Annotated in this window: 12 protein-coding genes and 2 tRNA genes; 5 read left to right on the forward strand and 9 right to left on the reverse strand. The window is 62.5% G+C overall.

Annotated features, from left to right (window positions below; genetic code table 11):
- The 3 genes from ACM3N8_RS17805 to ACM3N8_RS17815 all read right to left on the reverse strand — a co-directional run.
- Positions 1 to 126: GTP-binding protein (locus ACM3N8_RS17805; protein ID WP_234887766.1), on the reverse strand; the 126-nt coding region annotated here is incomplete at its 3' end.
- A gap of 172 nt (positions 127 to 298) precedes the next feature.
- Positions 299 to 373: transfer RNA gene (locus tag ACM3N8_RS17810), tRNA-Gly, on the reverse strand.
- A gap of 38 nt (positions 374 to 411) precedes the next feature.
- Positions 412 to 496: transfer RNA gene (locus tag ACM3N8_RS17815), tRNA-Tyr, on the reverse strand.
- Positions 497 to 757: 261 nt separating this feature from the next.
- Between ACM3N8_RS17815 and coaA the strand changes: the two genes are divergently transcribed.
- Positions 758 to 1696, forward strand: a complete 939-nt coding sequence (gene coaA, locus ACM3N8_RS17820; RefSeq protein WP_042036009.1) for a type I pantothenate kinase — start codon at positions 758 to 760, stop codon at positions 1694 to 1696.
- Positions 1697 to 1773: 77 nt separating this feature from the next.
- On the opposite strand, the gene birA is transcribed toward coaA, so the two are convergent.
- The gene (gene birA / locus ACM3N8_RS17825; RefSeq protein ID WP_103472255.1) at positions 1774 to 2739 is read right to left on the reverse strand and encodes a bifunctional biotin--[acetyl-CoA-carboxylase] ligase/biotin operon repressor BirA; all 966 of its coding nucleotides are present in this window, start codon (positions 2737 to 2739) and stop codon (positions 1774 to 1776) included.
- A complete protein-coding gene (gene murB / locus ACM3N8_RS17830) occupies positions 2736 to 3773 on the reverse strand; it encodes a UDP-N-acetylmuramate dehydrogenase (RefSeq protein ID WP_416016448.1) in 1038 nt (345 codons plus the stop codon). The genes birA and murB overlap by 4 nt, the downstream gene beginning before the upstream one ends.
- 127 nt (positions 3774 to 3900) lie before the next feature.
- Here murB and ACM3N8_RS17835 point away from each other — a divergent pair, with 127 nt between their 5' ends.
- Together ACM3N8_RS17835 and ACM3N8_RS17840 are read left to right on the forward strand one after the other, a co-directional pair.
- Positions 3901 to 4554, forward strand: coding sequence for a potassium channel family protein (locus ACM3N8_RS17835; protein ID WP_043554131.1), 654 nt, complete (start codon positions 3901 to 3903; stop codon positions 4552 to 4554).
- On the forward strand, positions 4551 to 5906 hold the full coding sequence (locus ACM3N8_RS17840) for a TrkH family potassium uptake protein (RefSeq protein WP_416016449.1): 1356 nt from the start codon (positions 4551 to 4553) through the stop codon (positions 5904 to 5906). The genes ACM3N8_RS17835 and ACM3N8_RS17840 overlap by 4 nt, the downstream gene beginning before the upstream one ends.
- A 75-nt stretch (positions 5907 to 5981) precedes the next feature.
- On the opposite strand, the gene ACM3N8_RS17845 is transcribed toward ACM3N8_RS17840, so the two are convergent.
- Positions 5982 to 7952 (reverse strand): DNA topoisomerase III, encoded by a 1971-nt coding sequence (locus ACM3N8_RS17845; protein WP_416016450.1) that lies wholly within the window; start codon positions 7950 to 7952, stop codon positions 5982 to 5984.
- Positions 7953 to 8318: 366 nt separating this feature from the next.
- On the opposite strand from ACM3N8_RS17845, the gene ACM3N8_RS17850 reads away from it, so the two are divergent.
- Positions 8319 to 9449 (forward strand): NapC/NirT family cytochrome c, encoded by a 1131-nt coding sequence (locus tag ACM3N8_RS17850; protein WP_416016451.1) that lies wholly within the window; start codon positions 8319 to 8321, stop codon positions 9447 to 9449.
- A 22-nt stretch (positions 9450 to 9471) separates the two neighbouring features.
- Positions 9472 to 11952 (forward strand): trimethylamine-N-oxide reductase TorA, encoded by a 2481-nt coding sequence (gene torA, locus ACM3N8_RS17855; protein WP_416016452.1) that lies wholly within the window; start codon positions 9472 to 9474, stop codon positions 11950 to 11952.
- A 225-nt stretch (positions 11953 to 12177) separates the two neighbouring features.
- Here torA and ACM3N8_RS17860 read toward each other — a convergent pair whose 3' ends face one another.
- From ACM3N8_RS17860 to ACM3N8_RS17870, 3 genes are all read right to left on the reverse strand, one after another.
- Positions 12178 to 12639, reverse strand: a complete 462-nt coding sequence (locus ACM3N8_RS17860; RefSeq protein WP_043142646.1) for a hypothetical protein — start codon at positions 12637 to 12639, stop codon at positions 12178 to 12180.
- A 293-nt stretch (positions 12640 to 12932) separates the two neighbouring features.
- Positions 12933 to 14282, reverse strand: a complete 1350-nt coding sequence (locus ACM3N8_RS17865) for a sensor histidine kinase (RefSeq protein ID WP_043142649.1) — start codon at positions 14280 to 14282, stop codon at positions 12933 to 12935.
- Between the two features lie 37 nt (positions 14283 to 14319).
- Complete coding sequence (locus tag ACM3N8_RS17870) at positions 14320 to 14976, reverse strand: response regulator transcription factor (RefSeq protein WP_005318517.1); 657 nt, start codon at positions 14974 to 14976, stop codon at positions 14320 to 14322.
- Between the last annotated feature and the right edge of the window lie 5 nt (positions 14977 to 14981).

Raw genomic sequence — 14981 nt, forward strand, 5'->3', positions numbered from 1 at the left:
ACCACCGAAGTGCTTGGCCAGCACGTTGGTGATGGCGGCGGTCAGGGTGGTTTTACCGTGGTCAACGTGGCCGATGGTACCCACGTTAACGTGCGGTTTATTACGCTCAAATTTTTCTTTAGACATGATCGTCCCTCTAAACTAACGCTGAGTACGCGGTGGCAAGCTAACCACAGAACAGTTTATATGATGGATTTGAATCTGGTGGGGAAGAGAGGTTGGTGCTGACAGCCAGGTTCGATTGCCGAACTCACCCGAAGGTGTGACTCTTGGTATCGCCTGAGCCGTATCAGCATCTTGGAGCGGGCAGCGGGAATCGAACCCGCATCATCAGCTTGGAAGGCTGAGGTAATAGCCATTATACGATGCCCGCATTTCTCTAACCCAAAGAACTCAAACCGCAGAGAAATATGGTGGAGGGAGAAGGATTCGAACCTTCGAAGGCAGAGCCGTCAGATTTACAGTCTGATCCCTTTGGCCGCTCGGGAACCCCTCCAGTGCATAAATGCCACAACGGTAATTCTGCTTGCACCCGTTGTTTTGTCGCTTTTGCCGGGCAAATAGGCGACAGACATCCAAGCGTCGCGCATTTTATTGTAAGGATTTTGGGGATGCAACCATTGCGCCTTGCAAAATGTGCATTATTGCCGGGAAGCATGCAAAAAAGGACTCACTCTCTCCTCGAATCCGCCGCGTCTCTTGTCGCTCCCCACCCCTTGGTGTATGGTCGCCCTGCCCAAGAAACAGTGATGACACCATGACGACAGAGCATAACCCCTATCTGCAATTCACCCGCGAACAATGGGCGTTATTGCGCGATGCTGTCCCCCTGACCCTGACCGAACACGATCTGCAGACCCTGCGCGGGATCAACGAGAAGGTGTCATTGCAGGAGGTGGAAGAGATCTATCTGCCCCTCTCCCGCCTGCTCAATCTCTACGTCAAGGCCAAGCAGCGCCGCAGCCGGGTGCTGGAGCAGTTCCTCGGCCAGTCGCGCGGCAAGGGCACCTACATCATCAGCATCGCCGGCAGCGTGGCGGGGGGAAAGAGCACCACGGCCCGCATCATGCAGGCGCTGCTGGAGCGCTGGCCCGAACACCCAAGAGTGGAGCTGGTCACCACGGATGGCTTCCTCTATCCCAACAAGGTGCTGGAAGAGCGCGGCCTGATGCGTCGCAAGGGCTTCCCGGAATCCTACGACATCCGTCATCTGGTGGAGTTTGTCGCCAACATCCGGGCCGGCCACGAGAAGGTCGAGGCCCCCGTCTACTCCCACCTCATCTACGACATCATTCCTGATGAGAAGAAGGTGGTAGAGCAGCCTGACATATTGATCCTGGAAGGGCTCAATGTGCTGCAAAGCGGCATGGATTACCCGCAGGAACCCCATCGCGTCTTCGTGTCGGATTTTGTCGACTTCTCCATTTATGTGGATGCCGAGGCCGAGTTGCTGCGTACCTGGTATGTCGAGCGCTTCCTCAAGTTTCGCAGCGGCGCCTTCTCGGATCCCGACTCCTACTTCCATCACTACGCCAAACTGGCGGAGAGTGAAGCCAGCAAGATTGCCAACACCATATGGCAAGATATCAACTATCTGAATCTGCAGGAAAACATCCTGCCGACCCGGGAACGGGCCAACCTGATCCTGACCAAGGGCCACGAGCACGCCATCGAGCAGATCAAGCTGCGCAAGTGATGGCCGAGGCACACAGTACCTGAACGAAGAGGGGGCCCGCAGGCCCCCTCTTTCATTGCTGTCGCTGTGACAAGGGCTCAGTCGCCCCGGCGCAGGGAGATTTCACCCCCCAGATAGAATCTTGTCCCTTCACCTGTCTCCAGGCGCAGGGCGCCGCGATCGTCTATGCCGCGAGCCACCCCGCGGATCTCCTGCTCCCCCATCAGGAGCCGCACCGGCCGGCCGGCGAAGTGATCGAGCCGGTTCCAGTCGTCGACAAAGCTGGCCAGGCCGCTCTGCTCGAAGGTGACCATGGCCTGTTGCAGGTGCTCGAGCATGCGGGCGGCCAGCAGATTGCGATCCACCAGTTCCGGCTGTATGTGGCGCAGCTCGGACCAGGCCTGATCGATCCGTTCCCCCTCCCGGGCCGGCATCGCCAGATTGAGGCCGACCCCGATCACCAGGTTGCAGCTGGCACCGGCGCTGCCGCTCATCTCCACCAGAATGCCCGCCAGCTTGCGGCCCTGATAATAGAGGTCATTCGGCCACTTCAGCTCGACCCCCGGATAACCGAGCGACTCCAGCGCCTGCACCACGGCCACACCGACCGCCAGACTCAGGCCCATGGCCGCCGCCATGCCCTGCTCGAGCCGCCAGTACATGCTGAGGATCAGCTGGCAGCCGAAGGGAGAGACCCAGGGCTTGCCACGGCGACCGCGCCCCGCTGTCTGGCACTCGGCCAGACAGCTCTCGCCGGACTGCAGCTGGTTAACCCGCTCCAGCAGGTACTGGTTGGTGGAGTCGATCACCGGGAAGCAGTGCACCGGCGCCATGGGGGCCATCGCCTGCAACTGCACCTGATCGTACAGCGCCATGGGCACCGCCAGCCGATAGCCCTTGCCGGTCAGGCTGAACAAGTCCAGCCCCAGCTCCTTGAGCGCGGCCATGTGCTTGCTCACGGCCGCACGGCTGATGCCGAGCTGCTCGCCGAGCTGTTCGCCTGAGTGGAACTGGCCATCGCTGAGCAGGGTGATCAGCGTCTGTCTGGTGGGAGTCAGCGTCATGCCAGTACCTCATCGAGCCAAGTCTCACCGGTCAGGCCCATGAAGCGCACCTCGTGCTCCAGCACCACTCCGAATTTCTGCTCCACACTGTCGCGCACATGGGCCGCCAGGGCGATGAGCTCCATGGCGCTGGCGCCCCCCAGGTTGACCAGCACCAGCGCCTGCTCCTGATGGACGGCGGCGCGGCCGATGGCAAAGCCCTTGAGGCCGCACTGATCGATGAGCCAGCCCGCGGCCAGCTTGGCCTGCCCCTCCCCGGCCGGGTAGCAGGGCATGTGCGGATATTGCTGCTTGAGCGTGTCGGCCAGCGCCCTCGTCACCACTGGGTTTTTGAAGAAGCTACCTGCGTTGCCGAGCACGGCGGGATCCGGCAGCTTGGCACGACGGGTGGCGCAGACGGTATCGAAGATGGCCTGCGCGGTGGGCGCGTCCCCGAGCGCCGCCAGCGGACCGTAACCCAGCACCGGCGTCCAGACCTTGGGCAGGCGCAGGCTGACGGCAGTGATGAAATGGGAATCCTGATACTCATGCTTGAAGATGCTGTCGCGGTAGCCGAAGTGACAATCGGCGGCATCGATGCGCTCCAGCTGGCCACTCTGCCAGTTGAACGCCTCGACATAGGCACAGAAGCTGGCCAGCTCGACACCGTAGGCGCCTATGTTCTGCACAGGCGCGGCACCAACCGTGCCCGGGATCAGCGCCAGGTTCTCCAGGCCGTACCAGCCCTGTTGCAGGGCGTGGCACACCAGCTGATGCCACTCTTCCCCGGCCGCCACGTGCAGCAGCCAGTGTTCCCCCTCATCCTGCAGCTGGATGCCCTTCAAGCGGTTGAGCACAACCAGCCCGGCAAAATCATTGCAAAACAGCACATTGCTGCCGCCACCCAACACCAGGCGAGGCAGGTCGGTCAGTTCAGGCTTGGTCACGAGTTGCTGCAGGTCGTCGACCTGTGCCACCTCCGCCAGCCAGAGGCAATGGGCATCGAGGGCGAGGGTGTTGAGCGTCAACAAGGAGGCGTGAGGGGTGAGTTTCATCTGCGTGTCCCGACAATGGCGAGCGGGCAGTCTACCTTATATTCCCGCCGGACGAAAAATCCGGCCCTCTTTTCGGACTCGATCCGCTGGAGTAGAGTATGCGGCTCCGACTCTTGAGGAAGTACTCATGAACAACCAATTTGCCGTCATCGGCCTGGGACTGTTTGGCAGCGCCCTGTGCGAAGAGCTGCAACGGCAGGATGCCGAGGTGCTGGCGATTGATATCGACGAGAGCAAGACTCGCCAGATCGCCACCCTGTGCAACCATGTCGTCGTCGCCGATGCGACCGATGAGTCCACGGTGGCCGAACTGGGGCTGGCCAATTTCGACATCGTCTTCGTCGCCATAGGTGACAACCTCGAGACCAGCATACTCACCACGCTCGTGCTGAAGGAGGCCGGGGTGAAGAAGGTCTGGGTCAAGGCACGCGACAAGTTCCACGCCAAGATCCTGCAAAAGGTCGGCGCAGACAAGGTGATCAACCCCGAGTGGGACATGGGTCGCCGGGTCGCCCAGAGCATGCTGGACAACCGGCTGTTCGACTATCTGGAGCTGGGTCACGACATGGTGCTGACCGAGTTCGTCATAGGTCTGCCGCAAAACGGCCGCACCCTGGCCGAGTTGCACCTGCTGCAACAGACCGAGCTGCAACTGCTGGCCATCAAGCGTGGCCAGGTGCTGCACAACGTGCTGACCGGCAAGATGGAGCTGCAACTGGGTGACATCCTGATCCTGGCTGGCAACAAGCATGCCATCGACCACTGGCTGGAAACCTTATGACACGCTGGCGTAGCAGCTACGCCTTCGCCCTGCACCGGGACGATGAGTCCCGCTGGAGCGAGGCCAAGCTGATCCTGGGCAGTTTCCTGATCATACTGCTGGTCGGCACCCTGTTCCTGGTGCAACCCTCCAGCCACAAGGGTGAGGTCACCTTCGTCAACGCCCTGTTCACCGCCACCTCGGCCATCAGCGTGACCGGCCTCGGGGTGGTGGATACCGGCACTGCCTTCACCCTGCAGGGGCAGATCTTCCTGCTGATGCTGATGGAAATTGGCGGCCTGGGCCAGATGACGATGACGCTGCTGCTGATCGCCATGTTCAGCAAACGGGTCGGCCTGCGCCAGCAGGTACTGGCCAAGGAGGCGCTGGGCCAGGAGGGCTCGGTCAACATCATCCAGCTGGTGAAGCGCATAGTGCTGTTCGCCTTCATCGCCCAGCTGATCGGCACCGGCCTGATGGCGATACGCTGGGTACCCGAGATGGGCTGGGGGCGCGGCCTCTATGTCAGCTTCTTCCACGCGGTATCGGCCTTCAACAACGCCGGTTTCTCGCTGTTTGCCAACAATCTCATGGACTACAGAGACGACCCCGTCATCAGCCTGACCATAGCCGCGCTGATCATCCTGGGGGGGATTGGCTTCACCGTCATCGTCGATCTGGTACGCAACCGCCGCTGGCGCAAGCTGAAGCTGCACAGCAAGCTGATGCTGATCATGACGCCGGCCCTGCTGCTGCTGGGTACCCTGATGTTCTGGCTGCTGGAGCACAACAACCCGGGCACCCTCGGCAAGGCCTCCTTCGGGGGCCAGTGGCTGGCGGCCTTCTTCCAGTCCACCAGTGCGCGGACCGCGGGTTTCAACTCCATCGACATAGGTCAGATGGTACCCGCCTCCCTGCTGTTCATGATGATGCTGATGTTTATCGGTGCCGGTGCCACCTCTACCGGTGGCGGCATCAAGGTGAGCACCTTTGCGGTGGTGCTGCTGGCCACCAAGGCCTTCCTGACCAAGCGCCCCCACGTCACCGCCTTCGGCCGGACCCTGTCGCCCCAGATAGTGACCCGATCGCTCGCCATCATCATAGTCAGCACCATGGTGCTGATGCTGGCCATGTTCCTGCTGATGATCACCGAGCAGCAATCCTTCGACAAGATCATGTTCGAGACCATATCGGCGTTTGCCACCGTGGGCCTCTCCACCGGCATCACCGCCGGCCTGAGCGAACCGGGCAAGCTCATTCTGGTGCTGGTGATGATCTGCGGCCGTCTCGGCCCGCTGACCCTGGCCTTCATGCTGGCGCGCCCGAGCGAAACCCGCATCAAGTACCCGGAAGAGGGTGTCTATACGGGCTGAGTACGCTGCCATAAAGAGAAAGGGGCCCATCGTGGCCCCTTGCTCTTTCCCGGCATTAACGCCCGGTGCAACGGCTCAGGCCACCTTGGCCTTGGCCGGCCGTTTGCCCGCACTCTTGCGAGCCGTGCCAGCCGTCCCCGCGCTGCTCTTGCGGCGGGTGAAGCGCTGCTTGCTGGCACCCGGCGCCGCCTTGGGCAGGGCGCTGAAGCTGGCGCCAGAATCCTGCCTTGCCCCCTCGATCAAGCCGTTCAACTGCTCCGTCAGCGGCCCCATGAATTGCTGGTAGCTGGCGTGCCGTTCGGCAATCTGGCCCAGGCTCTGCTCCCACAGGGCCGTCATGTCAGGCGTGGTGGCGGTGGCAGGCAATGCCAGGATCAGCGCCCGTCCGGTGGGGGTGCCCTTGATGCTCTTGCCCTGGCGCACCAGAAAACGGCGCTTGAACAGCAGGTCTATGATGCCGGCCCGGGTCGCCTCTGTGCCAAGGCCATCGGTCTCGCGCAGTGTCTTGCGGATCTCGGGGTCCTGCACGTAGCGGGCTATGCCGGTCATGGCGGCCAGCAGGGTGGCATCGGTGAACGACTTGGGTGCCTGGGTCATCTTCTCCAGCAGCTCGCCCCGCTCGCACAGCAGTTGCTCCCCCTCTTTCAGGGAGGGCAGGGTACCGGCCTTCTCTTCGTCGTCATCTTCTTCCACCCCCATTAGGGCCTTCCAGCCCGCCTTGAGGATCCGCCGCGCCTTGGCCTGGAACAGGCCGCCCGCAATGCGCAGCAGCACCTTGCTGTCGTTGTACTCGAACGGCGGGTAGAACTGCAGCAGGTATTGGCGCGCCACCAGACCGTATATTTTGGCCTCATCGCCGCTGAGGCTGGCCTCGTTGCCGCGCTTCTCGGTGGGGATGATGGCGTGGTGGGCATCCACCTTGCTGTCGTTCCACGCCTTGCTGCGGATCTTGCCGTCCGCCTCGCTCACCGCCCTGGCCAGCGCCGGCGCGGTCGCGGCTATGGCCTCCCGCACCTGGGCGGCCCGGTTGAAGTGATCGCTCGGCAGGTGGCGACTGTCGGATCTCGGGTAGGTGATGAGCTTGTGGCGCTCGTAGAGCCCCTGACACACATCCAGCACCCGCTTGGCATCCATGCCAAAGCGTTTGGCGGCATCGATCTGCAGGCTGGAGAGGTTGTAGGGCAGCGGCGCCGCCTGTTTGCGGGCCTGCTCCTCGACCTCTTCCACCACGGCTGGTTGGCCATTGATGCGACTGACCACCTTCTCGGCCAGTGCCCGGTTGAGCACCCGCCCCTCCTCATCCTGCCAGGGCAGGCAGGCCTCGGAAGGCAGCCACTTGGCGCTGAAGCGCTCGTTACCTTCGGTCACCACATGGGCCAGCACCTCGTAGAAGGGCTTGGGCACGAAGGCCTCTATCTCCAGATCCCGCCGCACCACCAGCCCCAGCAGCGGGGTCTGCACCCGGCCGACCGACAGCAGCTCGCTGCAACCGCCCTTGCGACCGAGCAGGGTGTAGGCCCGGGTCATGTTGATGCCATAGAGCCAGTCGGCACGGCTGCGGGCCAGCGCAGACACCGCCAGCGGCACGAACTCCTTGTTGTCCCTGAGCTTGTCGAGGGCACGGCGCACCGCCGGCGGGTTGAGATCGCTGATGAGACAGCGCTGCACGGGCCTGGTCTTGGGGTAGCCGAGAAAATCGATCACCTCGTCCACCAGCAGCTGCCCTTCCCTGTCCGGGTCACCCGCATTCACCACGCAGTCGGCCTGCTTGATCAGCCGCTTGATGACGGTGAGCTGGGTTTTGGTCTTGGGCTTGGCCACCAGTTGCCACTGGGCGGGGATGATGGGCAGCTGCTCCATGCGCCACTGCTTGAAGGCGGCGTCGTAGGCATCGGGCTCGGCCTGCTCCAGCAGGTGGCCGATGCACCAGGTCACCACGTCCCCCTGGGCTGTCTCGATGAAACCGTCCCCCTTCTTGTGGGGCTTGGGCAACACATCGGCAATGGCGCGGCCCAGACTGGGCTTCTCGGCGATAAAGAGTCGCATGGCAAACACACCTGAATACTGTATATGCGAACAGTATATACCGAGCCTTTTGCAAAGCCCAAGCCCGGCCACCCGTGGATCCGGTGATCGCGAGCACGCTGTCGGTCAGCGCCGCGACTCGGGGTCGAGGATGCAGCTACCCTTGAGGATGCTCATGCGAGCCAGATGATGAAACCTGGTCCGAACGAGTGCGAACAGGATGATAAAAGCACCGAAGTTAAATTAAATTCAATTAAATGATAAAATACAAAATAATAAATGCATTTAAAATAACAATACGAAATAAAAATCATGATAGAGGTCAAGCCACTACCTCTCCCTAGCTACTACTATATTGGTAATATTTGATCGTAGGAAAACGCCGCCATGCTTGGAAAATTATTGAGAAAGACCTGGTTCTGGCTCCTGCTGCTCGGGGCCCTGCTGGGCGTCGCGGCATTGGGTGTCACAGTGACAGTGATGCATAAAACCAGTTCTACCGAGTTCTGCGTCTCCTGCCACTCCATGCAGACACCGCTGGCCGAGTATCAGGGCAGCGTCCACTTCCAGAACGTGAAGGGCATCCGGGCCGAGTGTGCAGACTGCCACATCCCCAATGAACCCAGCGCCTATCTGTGGACCAAGATCCGCGCCGTGAAGGATATCTATCACGAAGCGATCGGCACCCTGGACACCCCGGAGAAATACGATTCGCACAAGCTGCGCATGGCCCAGTCCGTCTGGGACGAGCTCAAGGCCAACGATTCTGCCACCTGCCGCAGCTGCCACAGCTACGCCGCCATGGACATTCTGGCCCAGCGCCCCAATGCCCGGGCCGAGCACCCGGTCGCCATCAAGGAAGGCCAGACCTGCATCGACTGCCACCGCGGTGTCGCCCACATCATGCCTGACATGAGCGAGCTGGCCGCCGCCGGCGCGAGCGAGCTGGCCCAGGCTGCCGCCCAGACCCCGGCCAACGTCACCACCCGTTACGCCATCGCCACGGCGCCGCTGTTCCTCGATGCCGCCGCCAAGACAGACGAAGGCACCCTGATGCCCTCCACCAGGGTGGAAGTGCTGGCCAACGAGAATGGCCGCGCCCAGGTGCAGATCGAAGGCTGGCAGCAAGACGGCGTGAGCGAAGTCTTCTACGCCGCCCCCGGCAAGCGGATCCTGAGCGTGCTGGTCGGTGATAACGCCAAGAAATCCCTGGTCACCGGCCAGAGCGAAACCGACAGCGCCACCAACCTTACCTGGCATCAAGTCAGCCTGACCGCCTGGGTGGATCAGAGCCAGCTCATCGGCGATCAGGGCAAGCTGTGGCAATACGCCTCCACTCTGATGTCCAACAACTGCACCGGCTGCCACGGCCTCACGGCGCTGGATCACTTCAATGCCAACCAGTGGATCGGCGTAATCAAGGGGATGGAATCCCGTACCTCCCTGACCCCGGAACAGGCTCGCATGTTGACCCAATACGTCCAGAAACATGCCAGTGACATGAGCGCGGCGCACTAAGGCTGGCACAGAGGAAATCGTCATGACTTTTTTTACCGATAAGAAAACCAATCTGTCCCGCCGCAACCTGCTCAAGGGGCTCGGCGCCTGCGCGGCCCTGCCGCTGCTGGCCGGCATCTTCCCGAAGAGCGCCCTGGCCCAGGCCATCAGCACGGCGCTGGAACAGTTCCCGACCCTGGTGCCGGCCCAGAAAGGCATACTGACCGGTGCCCACTGGGGCGCCTTCGAAGCCATAGTCGAAGAGGGCCGCATGGTGCGCGTCCAGCCGGTGGCCGATGATCCGGCGCCGAACGATCTCATCGATATGGCCCCGTTCCAAGTTCACGCCAAGAACCGCATCAAGTACCCCATGGTGCGCAAGAGCTGGCTGGAGCAGGGCCCGGGCGCCAGACCCGAGCTGCGCGGCGCCGACGAATGGGTGCGAGTGAGCTGGGACAAGGCCATCGAACTGGTGGCCGGCGAGATAAGCCGGGTGCAGAGCGACTTCGGCCCGCAGGCGATCCACGCCGGTTCCTACGGCTGGAAGAGCGTCGGCATGTTCCACAACAGCCGTACCCTGCTGCACCGCCTGATGAACCTGGCCGGTGGCTTCACCGGTTATGCCGGTGACTACTCCGCCGGCGCCGCCCAGGTGATCATGTCTCACGTCATGGGCTCCATCGAGGTGTATGAGCAGCAGACCGCCTGGCCGAACGTGATCGAACACGCCGAACTGGTGGTGCTGTGGGGCGTCAACGCCCAGGTGACCCTGAAGAACAGCTGGAACATGCCGGACCACGAGGGTCAGGCTGGCTTCCAGGCGCTGAAGGAGAAGGGTACCCGCATCATCAGCATCGACCCCGTCTACAACGAGACTGCCAAGCTGGCCGGGGCCGAGTGGATTGCGCCGAACGCCTATACCGACGTGGCCATGATGCTGGGGGTGGCCCACACCCTCTATACCGAGCAGAAGCACGATCAGGCCTTCCTCGACCGTTATACCAGCGGCTTCGACAAGTTCCTCACCTACCTGCTGGGCAAGGAGGATGGTCAGCCGAAGAGCGCCGAGTGGGCGAGCACAGTCTGCGGTGTCGATGCCGCCGTGATCCGTCAGCTGGCCCTCGACATGGCGTCCAAGCGCACCATGATCATGGCGGGCTGGGGCATGCAGCGTCAGCATCACGGCGAGCAGCCCAACTGGATGTTGGTGACCCTGGCCGCCATGCTGGGCCAGATCGGCCTGCCCGGTGGCGGTTACGGCTTCAGCTACCACTACTCCTCCGGTGGCAGCCCCACCGCCAAGGGCGGCATACTGGCGGGTATCTCGGCCGGCAACGCACCCAAGAACAGCCCGGCGCCGATCCCGGTGGCCCGCATCGCCGACTGTCTCGCCAATCCTGGCAAGACCATCGACTTCAACGGCCGTCAGCTCAGCTATCCGGACATCAAGCTGGTCTACGTGGCGGGTGGCAATCCCTTCCACCACCATCAGGACACCAACAACCTGCTCAAGGCCTGGCGCAAGCCGCAGACTGTGATAGTCCATGAACCCTACTGGACCGCCACCGCCAAGCACGCAGACATAGTGCTGCCGGCCACCACCAGCTACGAGCGCAACGATCTGGAGATGGGCGGCGATTACTCCCAGCGCTACGTCTTCCCCATGCACCAGTGCGTGCCGCCCCAGCACGAGTCACGCAACGACTTCGACATCTTCAGCGCCATTGCCGCCAAGCTGGGCCTGCTGGAGGCCTACACCGAAGGCAAGGACGAGATGCTGTGGCTCAAGCAGATGTATGACGGCATGGCCGCCCAGGCCCGTGGCGCCCGGGTGGCACTGCCGCCGTTCACCATGTTCTGGGAGTCCAACAACTACATCCGCTTCCCCATTCCGGAGGCGAATCGCCAGTGGATCCGTCACGCCGATTTTCGCGAGAACCCGCTGCTCAACCCGCTCGGCACCCCGTCCGGCAAGATCGAGATCTTCTCCAATACCATCGCCGGCATGGGCTATGCCGACTGCGCCGGCCATCCCAAGTGGTATGAGCCCAAGGAGTGGCTGAAGAGCGAGGCGGCCAGCCGTTATCCGCTGTCGCTCAACACCTCGCACCCGACCCAGCGGCTGCACTCCCAGCTGGACAACACGCTGCTGCGGGACAAGTTCGCCATCGCCGATCGCGAGGCCATCCTGATCCACCCGGATGATGCCAAGGCCCGTGGCATTCAGGATGGGGACCTGGTGCGCGCCTTCAACGATCGCGGCCAGATCCTGGTGGGCGCCCTGGTGTCGAAAGACATACGTCCGGGTGTGGTGCGCATCTGTGAAGGGGCCTGGTTCGACCCGGCCAAACCGGGTGAGGCGGGTGCCATCTGCAAGAACGGCAACGTCAACTGCCTGACCTTCGACGAGGGCACCTCCAGCCTGGCGCAAGGCAACTGCGGCCACATGGCTCAACTGCAGATCGAGAAATACAGAGGCCCGGCACTGGCCAATACCGCTCACGCGGTCCCGGCCAACGGCTGAGTTCACACTCGACCAACAAAAACGGCGCCATCAGGCGCCGTTTTTTATTGCTGTCAATTTACTGTGGCAGTGGTGACTCGGAAGTCCCCTTCCTGCATGTACTCTTCCGCACACGCCACCCGCTCTGCAGCCGGAGCACGGGCAAGGTGACTCAGAAGTCCCCTTCCTGCATGTACTCTTCCGCACACGCCACCCGCTCTGCAGCCGGAGCACGGGCAAGGTGACTCAGAAGTCCCCTTCCTGCATGTACTCTTCCGCACACTCCACCAGCTGGGGCCAGAGCTCTTCCGGCACCCAGGCATCCGGGTCATCTTCGTCGCCGTCGTACTGGGTCCAGAAATAGCGGCGCAGGCCGGCGGCGAAGTCGTCGCTGACCTCGGCCAGCTCGGAGAGCGGTCCCAGCCAGGCGATGCGGCGCAGGCCGGAGGCGAGATCGTTGAGCGCATCCACCAGACCGCGATCGTCTCTGATCTGCTCCACCAGCAGGGTGAAGCGCTCGCGGGCGCTGGCGATTTCGTCTTCGTCCAGCTCACCCACATCGGCCAGCAGATCGATGAAATCTTCCAGCAGGAATGCGATCAGGCTATCTCTGTCCTCGAACCACTGGAGCTGAGCCCCCTTGATCCCCAGTACAGAGGAATCGAACGAGTCATCAAGATGACATAGTGCCCATGGATCGTCTGTCATTGCTACCCTTCCTCAGGCTTGAACAAGTGCCTTATCTTATGCTTGGCCCGCTCCCCGTGCCACCTTGAGCGGTGGCGGGGCGCGGGCCACCCTAATTCCATTGCCTCATGACGAGGCTTGATAATACTAGGCTCTCTACCCAGGCCACCTTGAGCGGAGACGGGGAACGGGCCACCCCAATTCCATTGCCTCATGACAAGGCTTGATAATACCTGGCTCTCTACCCAGGCCACCTTGAGCGGAGACGGGGAACGGGCCACCCCAATTCCATTGCCCCATAACGGGCGTGATCCCTAGCTATCCACCCTTGCCACCTTGGGCAGTGACAGAGACGCCGCCAGGCCACCCAATTCCGCCCGGCCCATGATGAGATTGCCTCTATAGGCCTCGGCCAGATCGGAGACTATGTTGAGGCCGAGCCCGGAGCCCGGCACCTTCTCGTCGAGCCGTACCCCGCGCAGCACCGCCTTGGCGATCTGATCCTCGCTCATGCCGGGGCCGTCATCCTCGATGCGCAATGTGATCCAGCCCCCCAGCTCGGCGCTGGAGATGCGCAGCTGGCCGGCCGACCACTTGAAGGCGTTCTCCAGCAGGTTGCCCACCATCTCGTCGAAGTCCTGCTCCTCCACCCCGACCGCCAGATTGGCCGGCACCTGCAGATCCACCTCCCTGCCCGGATAGAGCCGGGAGAAGGCGCGGCAGATGTACTCCACCCGCGCCCGCACCGGAGTCGACACCCCGAGGATCTTGGCGGCGCCCGTCACCCTGGCCTTGCCGAGGTGATAGTCGATGTGGCGCTGGATCTGGTCGAGCTGCTCGCCGATGGCGGCCTGATCCTCGGGTGACAACTGGGCCACCTGATTGCGCATTATGCTGAGCGGCGTCTTGAGGGCGTGGGCCAGGTTGCCGGTGTGGGAGCGGGCCCGTTGCAGCAGCTCGCCGTAGTGGTGCAGCAGGCGGTTGATGTCCTCCACCAGCGGCTGGATCTCCAGCGGATAACGCAACCGAAACCCCTCCTGATGCCCCTGATGCACCCGCCCCAGCTCGCGGCGCAGCAGATGCAGCGGGCGCAGACCATAGACGATCTGGAACATGAAGCCCAGCACCAGGCCGGTGGCGGCAAAGCCGAGGCCGAGGAACAGGCTGATCCGGGTCTTCTTCAGGGTCTGGGTCAGGGCGCTGCTGTCCTTGGCCATCACCAGGGTAAACACCTTGTCAGAGCCCGGCAGCAGCACGGCACGGGTCATGATCAGCAGGGGCTCCTTGTTGGGCCCCTTGCCGACGAACAGATCCGGGTCGCCAAACGCCGACTTCAGGCCGTGCACGTCGAGGTGCACATCCCACAGGGAGCGGGAGCGGCTGACCACGGCATCTCCCAGCTCCAGCTGCCAGTAGTAGCCGGAGTAAGGTTGACGAAAACGGGGATCGGCCATGGGCTCGGTGACTATGGGCAGGCCGTCCGGCTGGATCTCGAGCCGGGAGAGCAGATCATAGAGCTGCAGGCGCAGGCCGTCGGCCTCCGCCTCCTGCCAGTAGTTGCGCATCATGGTCTGCAGGCTGAAACCTGTGGCGAACAGGAAGAGGCCGCACCAGACCAGGGCTATGACCACCAGCCGCCCCCGCAGGGTCCGTACCAGCCTCATTCACCGCACCCTGGCAGCGATTGCATCAAAGCCTGACTCATTCGTTGATCCGGTATCCGAGGCCACGCACAGTCTCAATCAGATCGGCGTGGGTCTTCTTGCGGATCCGGCCGATGAACACCTCGACGGTATTGGAGTCGCGGTCAAAATCCTGGGCATAGATGTGATCGATCAGCTCGCTGCGCGACACCACCTTGCCCCTGTGCTGCATCAGGTAACCCAGCACCCGGAACTCGTGGGCGGTGAGCTTGATGGGGGTGCCTTCGTACCACACCTGGGAGGCCGCCATGTCGAGCCGCACTCCGCCTATCTCCAGGATCGAGCTGGCATTGCCCGCCGCCCGCCGCACCAGCGCCTGCACCCGCGCTACCAGCTCGGCCACCTGGAACGGCTTGGTGAGGTAGTCGTCGGCACCGGCATTGAGCCCTTCAATCTTCTCGTGCAGCTGGCCGCGGGCGGTCAGCACCAGCACAGGGGTATCTATCCCCTTGCTGCGCCACTCTTTCAGCACGCTCAGGCCATCGCGACCCGGCAGACCGAGATCCAGGATGATGGCGTCATAGGGCTCGGTCTCGCCGAGAAAGCCGGCCTCGTTGCCATCATGACAAAGGTCGGTCACGAAACCGGACAGACGCAGCTGTTCCGCCAGCTGGCCCGCCAGTGTCTTCTCATCTTCAACTATCAGAATGCGCATATAAA

Origin of the sequence: Aeromonas sp. A04, from assembly GCF_047780465.1 — a bacterium.
Classification (GTDB): Bacteria; Pseudomonadota; Gammaproteobacteria; order Enterobacterales; family Aeromonadaceae; genus Aeromonas; species Aeromonas bestiarum.

Excerpts from the sequence above, each read along its gene's own strand:
- coaA (WP_042036009.1), top strand. The coding sequence starts at position 758 with ATGACGACAGAGCATAACCCCTATCTGCAATTCACCCGCGAACAATGG.
- birA (WP_103472255.1), bottom strand. The coding sequence starts at position 2,739 with ATGACGCTGACTCCCACCAGACAGACGCTGATCACCCTGCTCAGCGAT.
- murB (WP_416016448.1), bottom strand. The coding sequence starts at position 3,773 with ATGAAACTCACCCCTCACGCCTCCTTGTTGACGCTCAACACCCTCGCC.
- ACM3N8_RS17835 (WP_043554131.1), top strand. The coding sequence starts at position 3,901 with ATGAACAACCAATTTGCCGTCATCGGCCTGGGACTGTTTGGCAGCGCC.
- ACM3N8_RS17840 (WP_416016449.1), top strand. The coding sequence starts at position 4,551 with ATGACACGCTGGCGTAGCAGCTACGCCTTCGCCCTGCACCGGGACGAT.
- ACM3N8_RS17845 (WP_416016450.1), bottom strand. The coding sequence starts at position 7,952 with ATGCGACTCTTTATCGCCGAGAAGCCCAGTCTGGGCCGCGCCATTGCC.
- ACM3N8_RS17850 (WP_416016451.1), top strand. The coding sequence starts at position 8,319 with ATGCTTGGAAAATTATTGAGAAAGACCTGGTTCTGGCTCCTGCTGCTC.
- torA (WP_416016452.1), top strand. The coding sequence starts at position 9,472 with ATGACTTTTTTTACCGATAAGAAAACCAATCTGTCCCGCCGCAACCTG.
- ACM3N8_RS17860 (WP_043142646.1), bottom strand. The coding sequence starts at position 12,639 with ATGACAGACGATCCATGGGCACTATGTCATCTTGATGACTCGTTCGAT.
- ACM3N8_RS17865 (WP_043142649.1), bottom strand. The coding sequence starts at position 14,282 with ATGAGGCTGGTACGGACCCTGCGGGGGCGGCTGGTGGTCATAGCCCTG.
- ACM3N8_RS17870 (WP_005318517.1), bottom strand. The coding sequence starts at position 14,976 with ATGCGCATTCTGATAGTTGAAGATGAGAAGACACTGGCGGGCCAGCTG.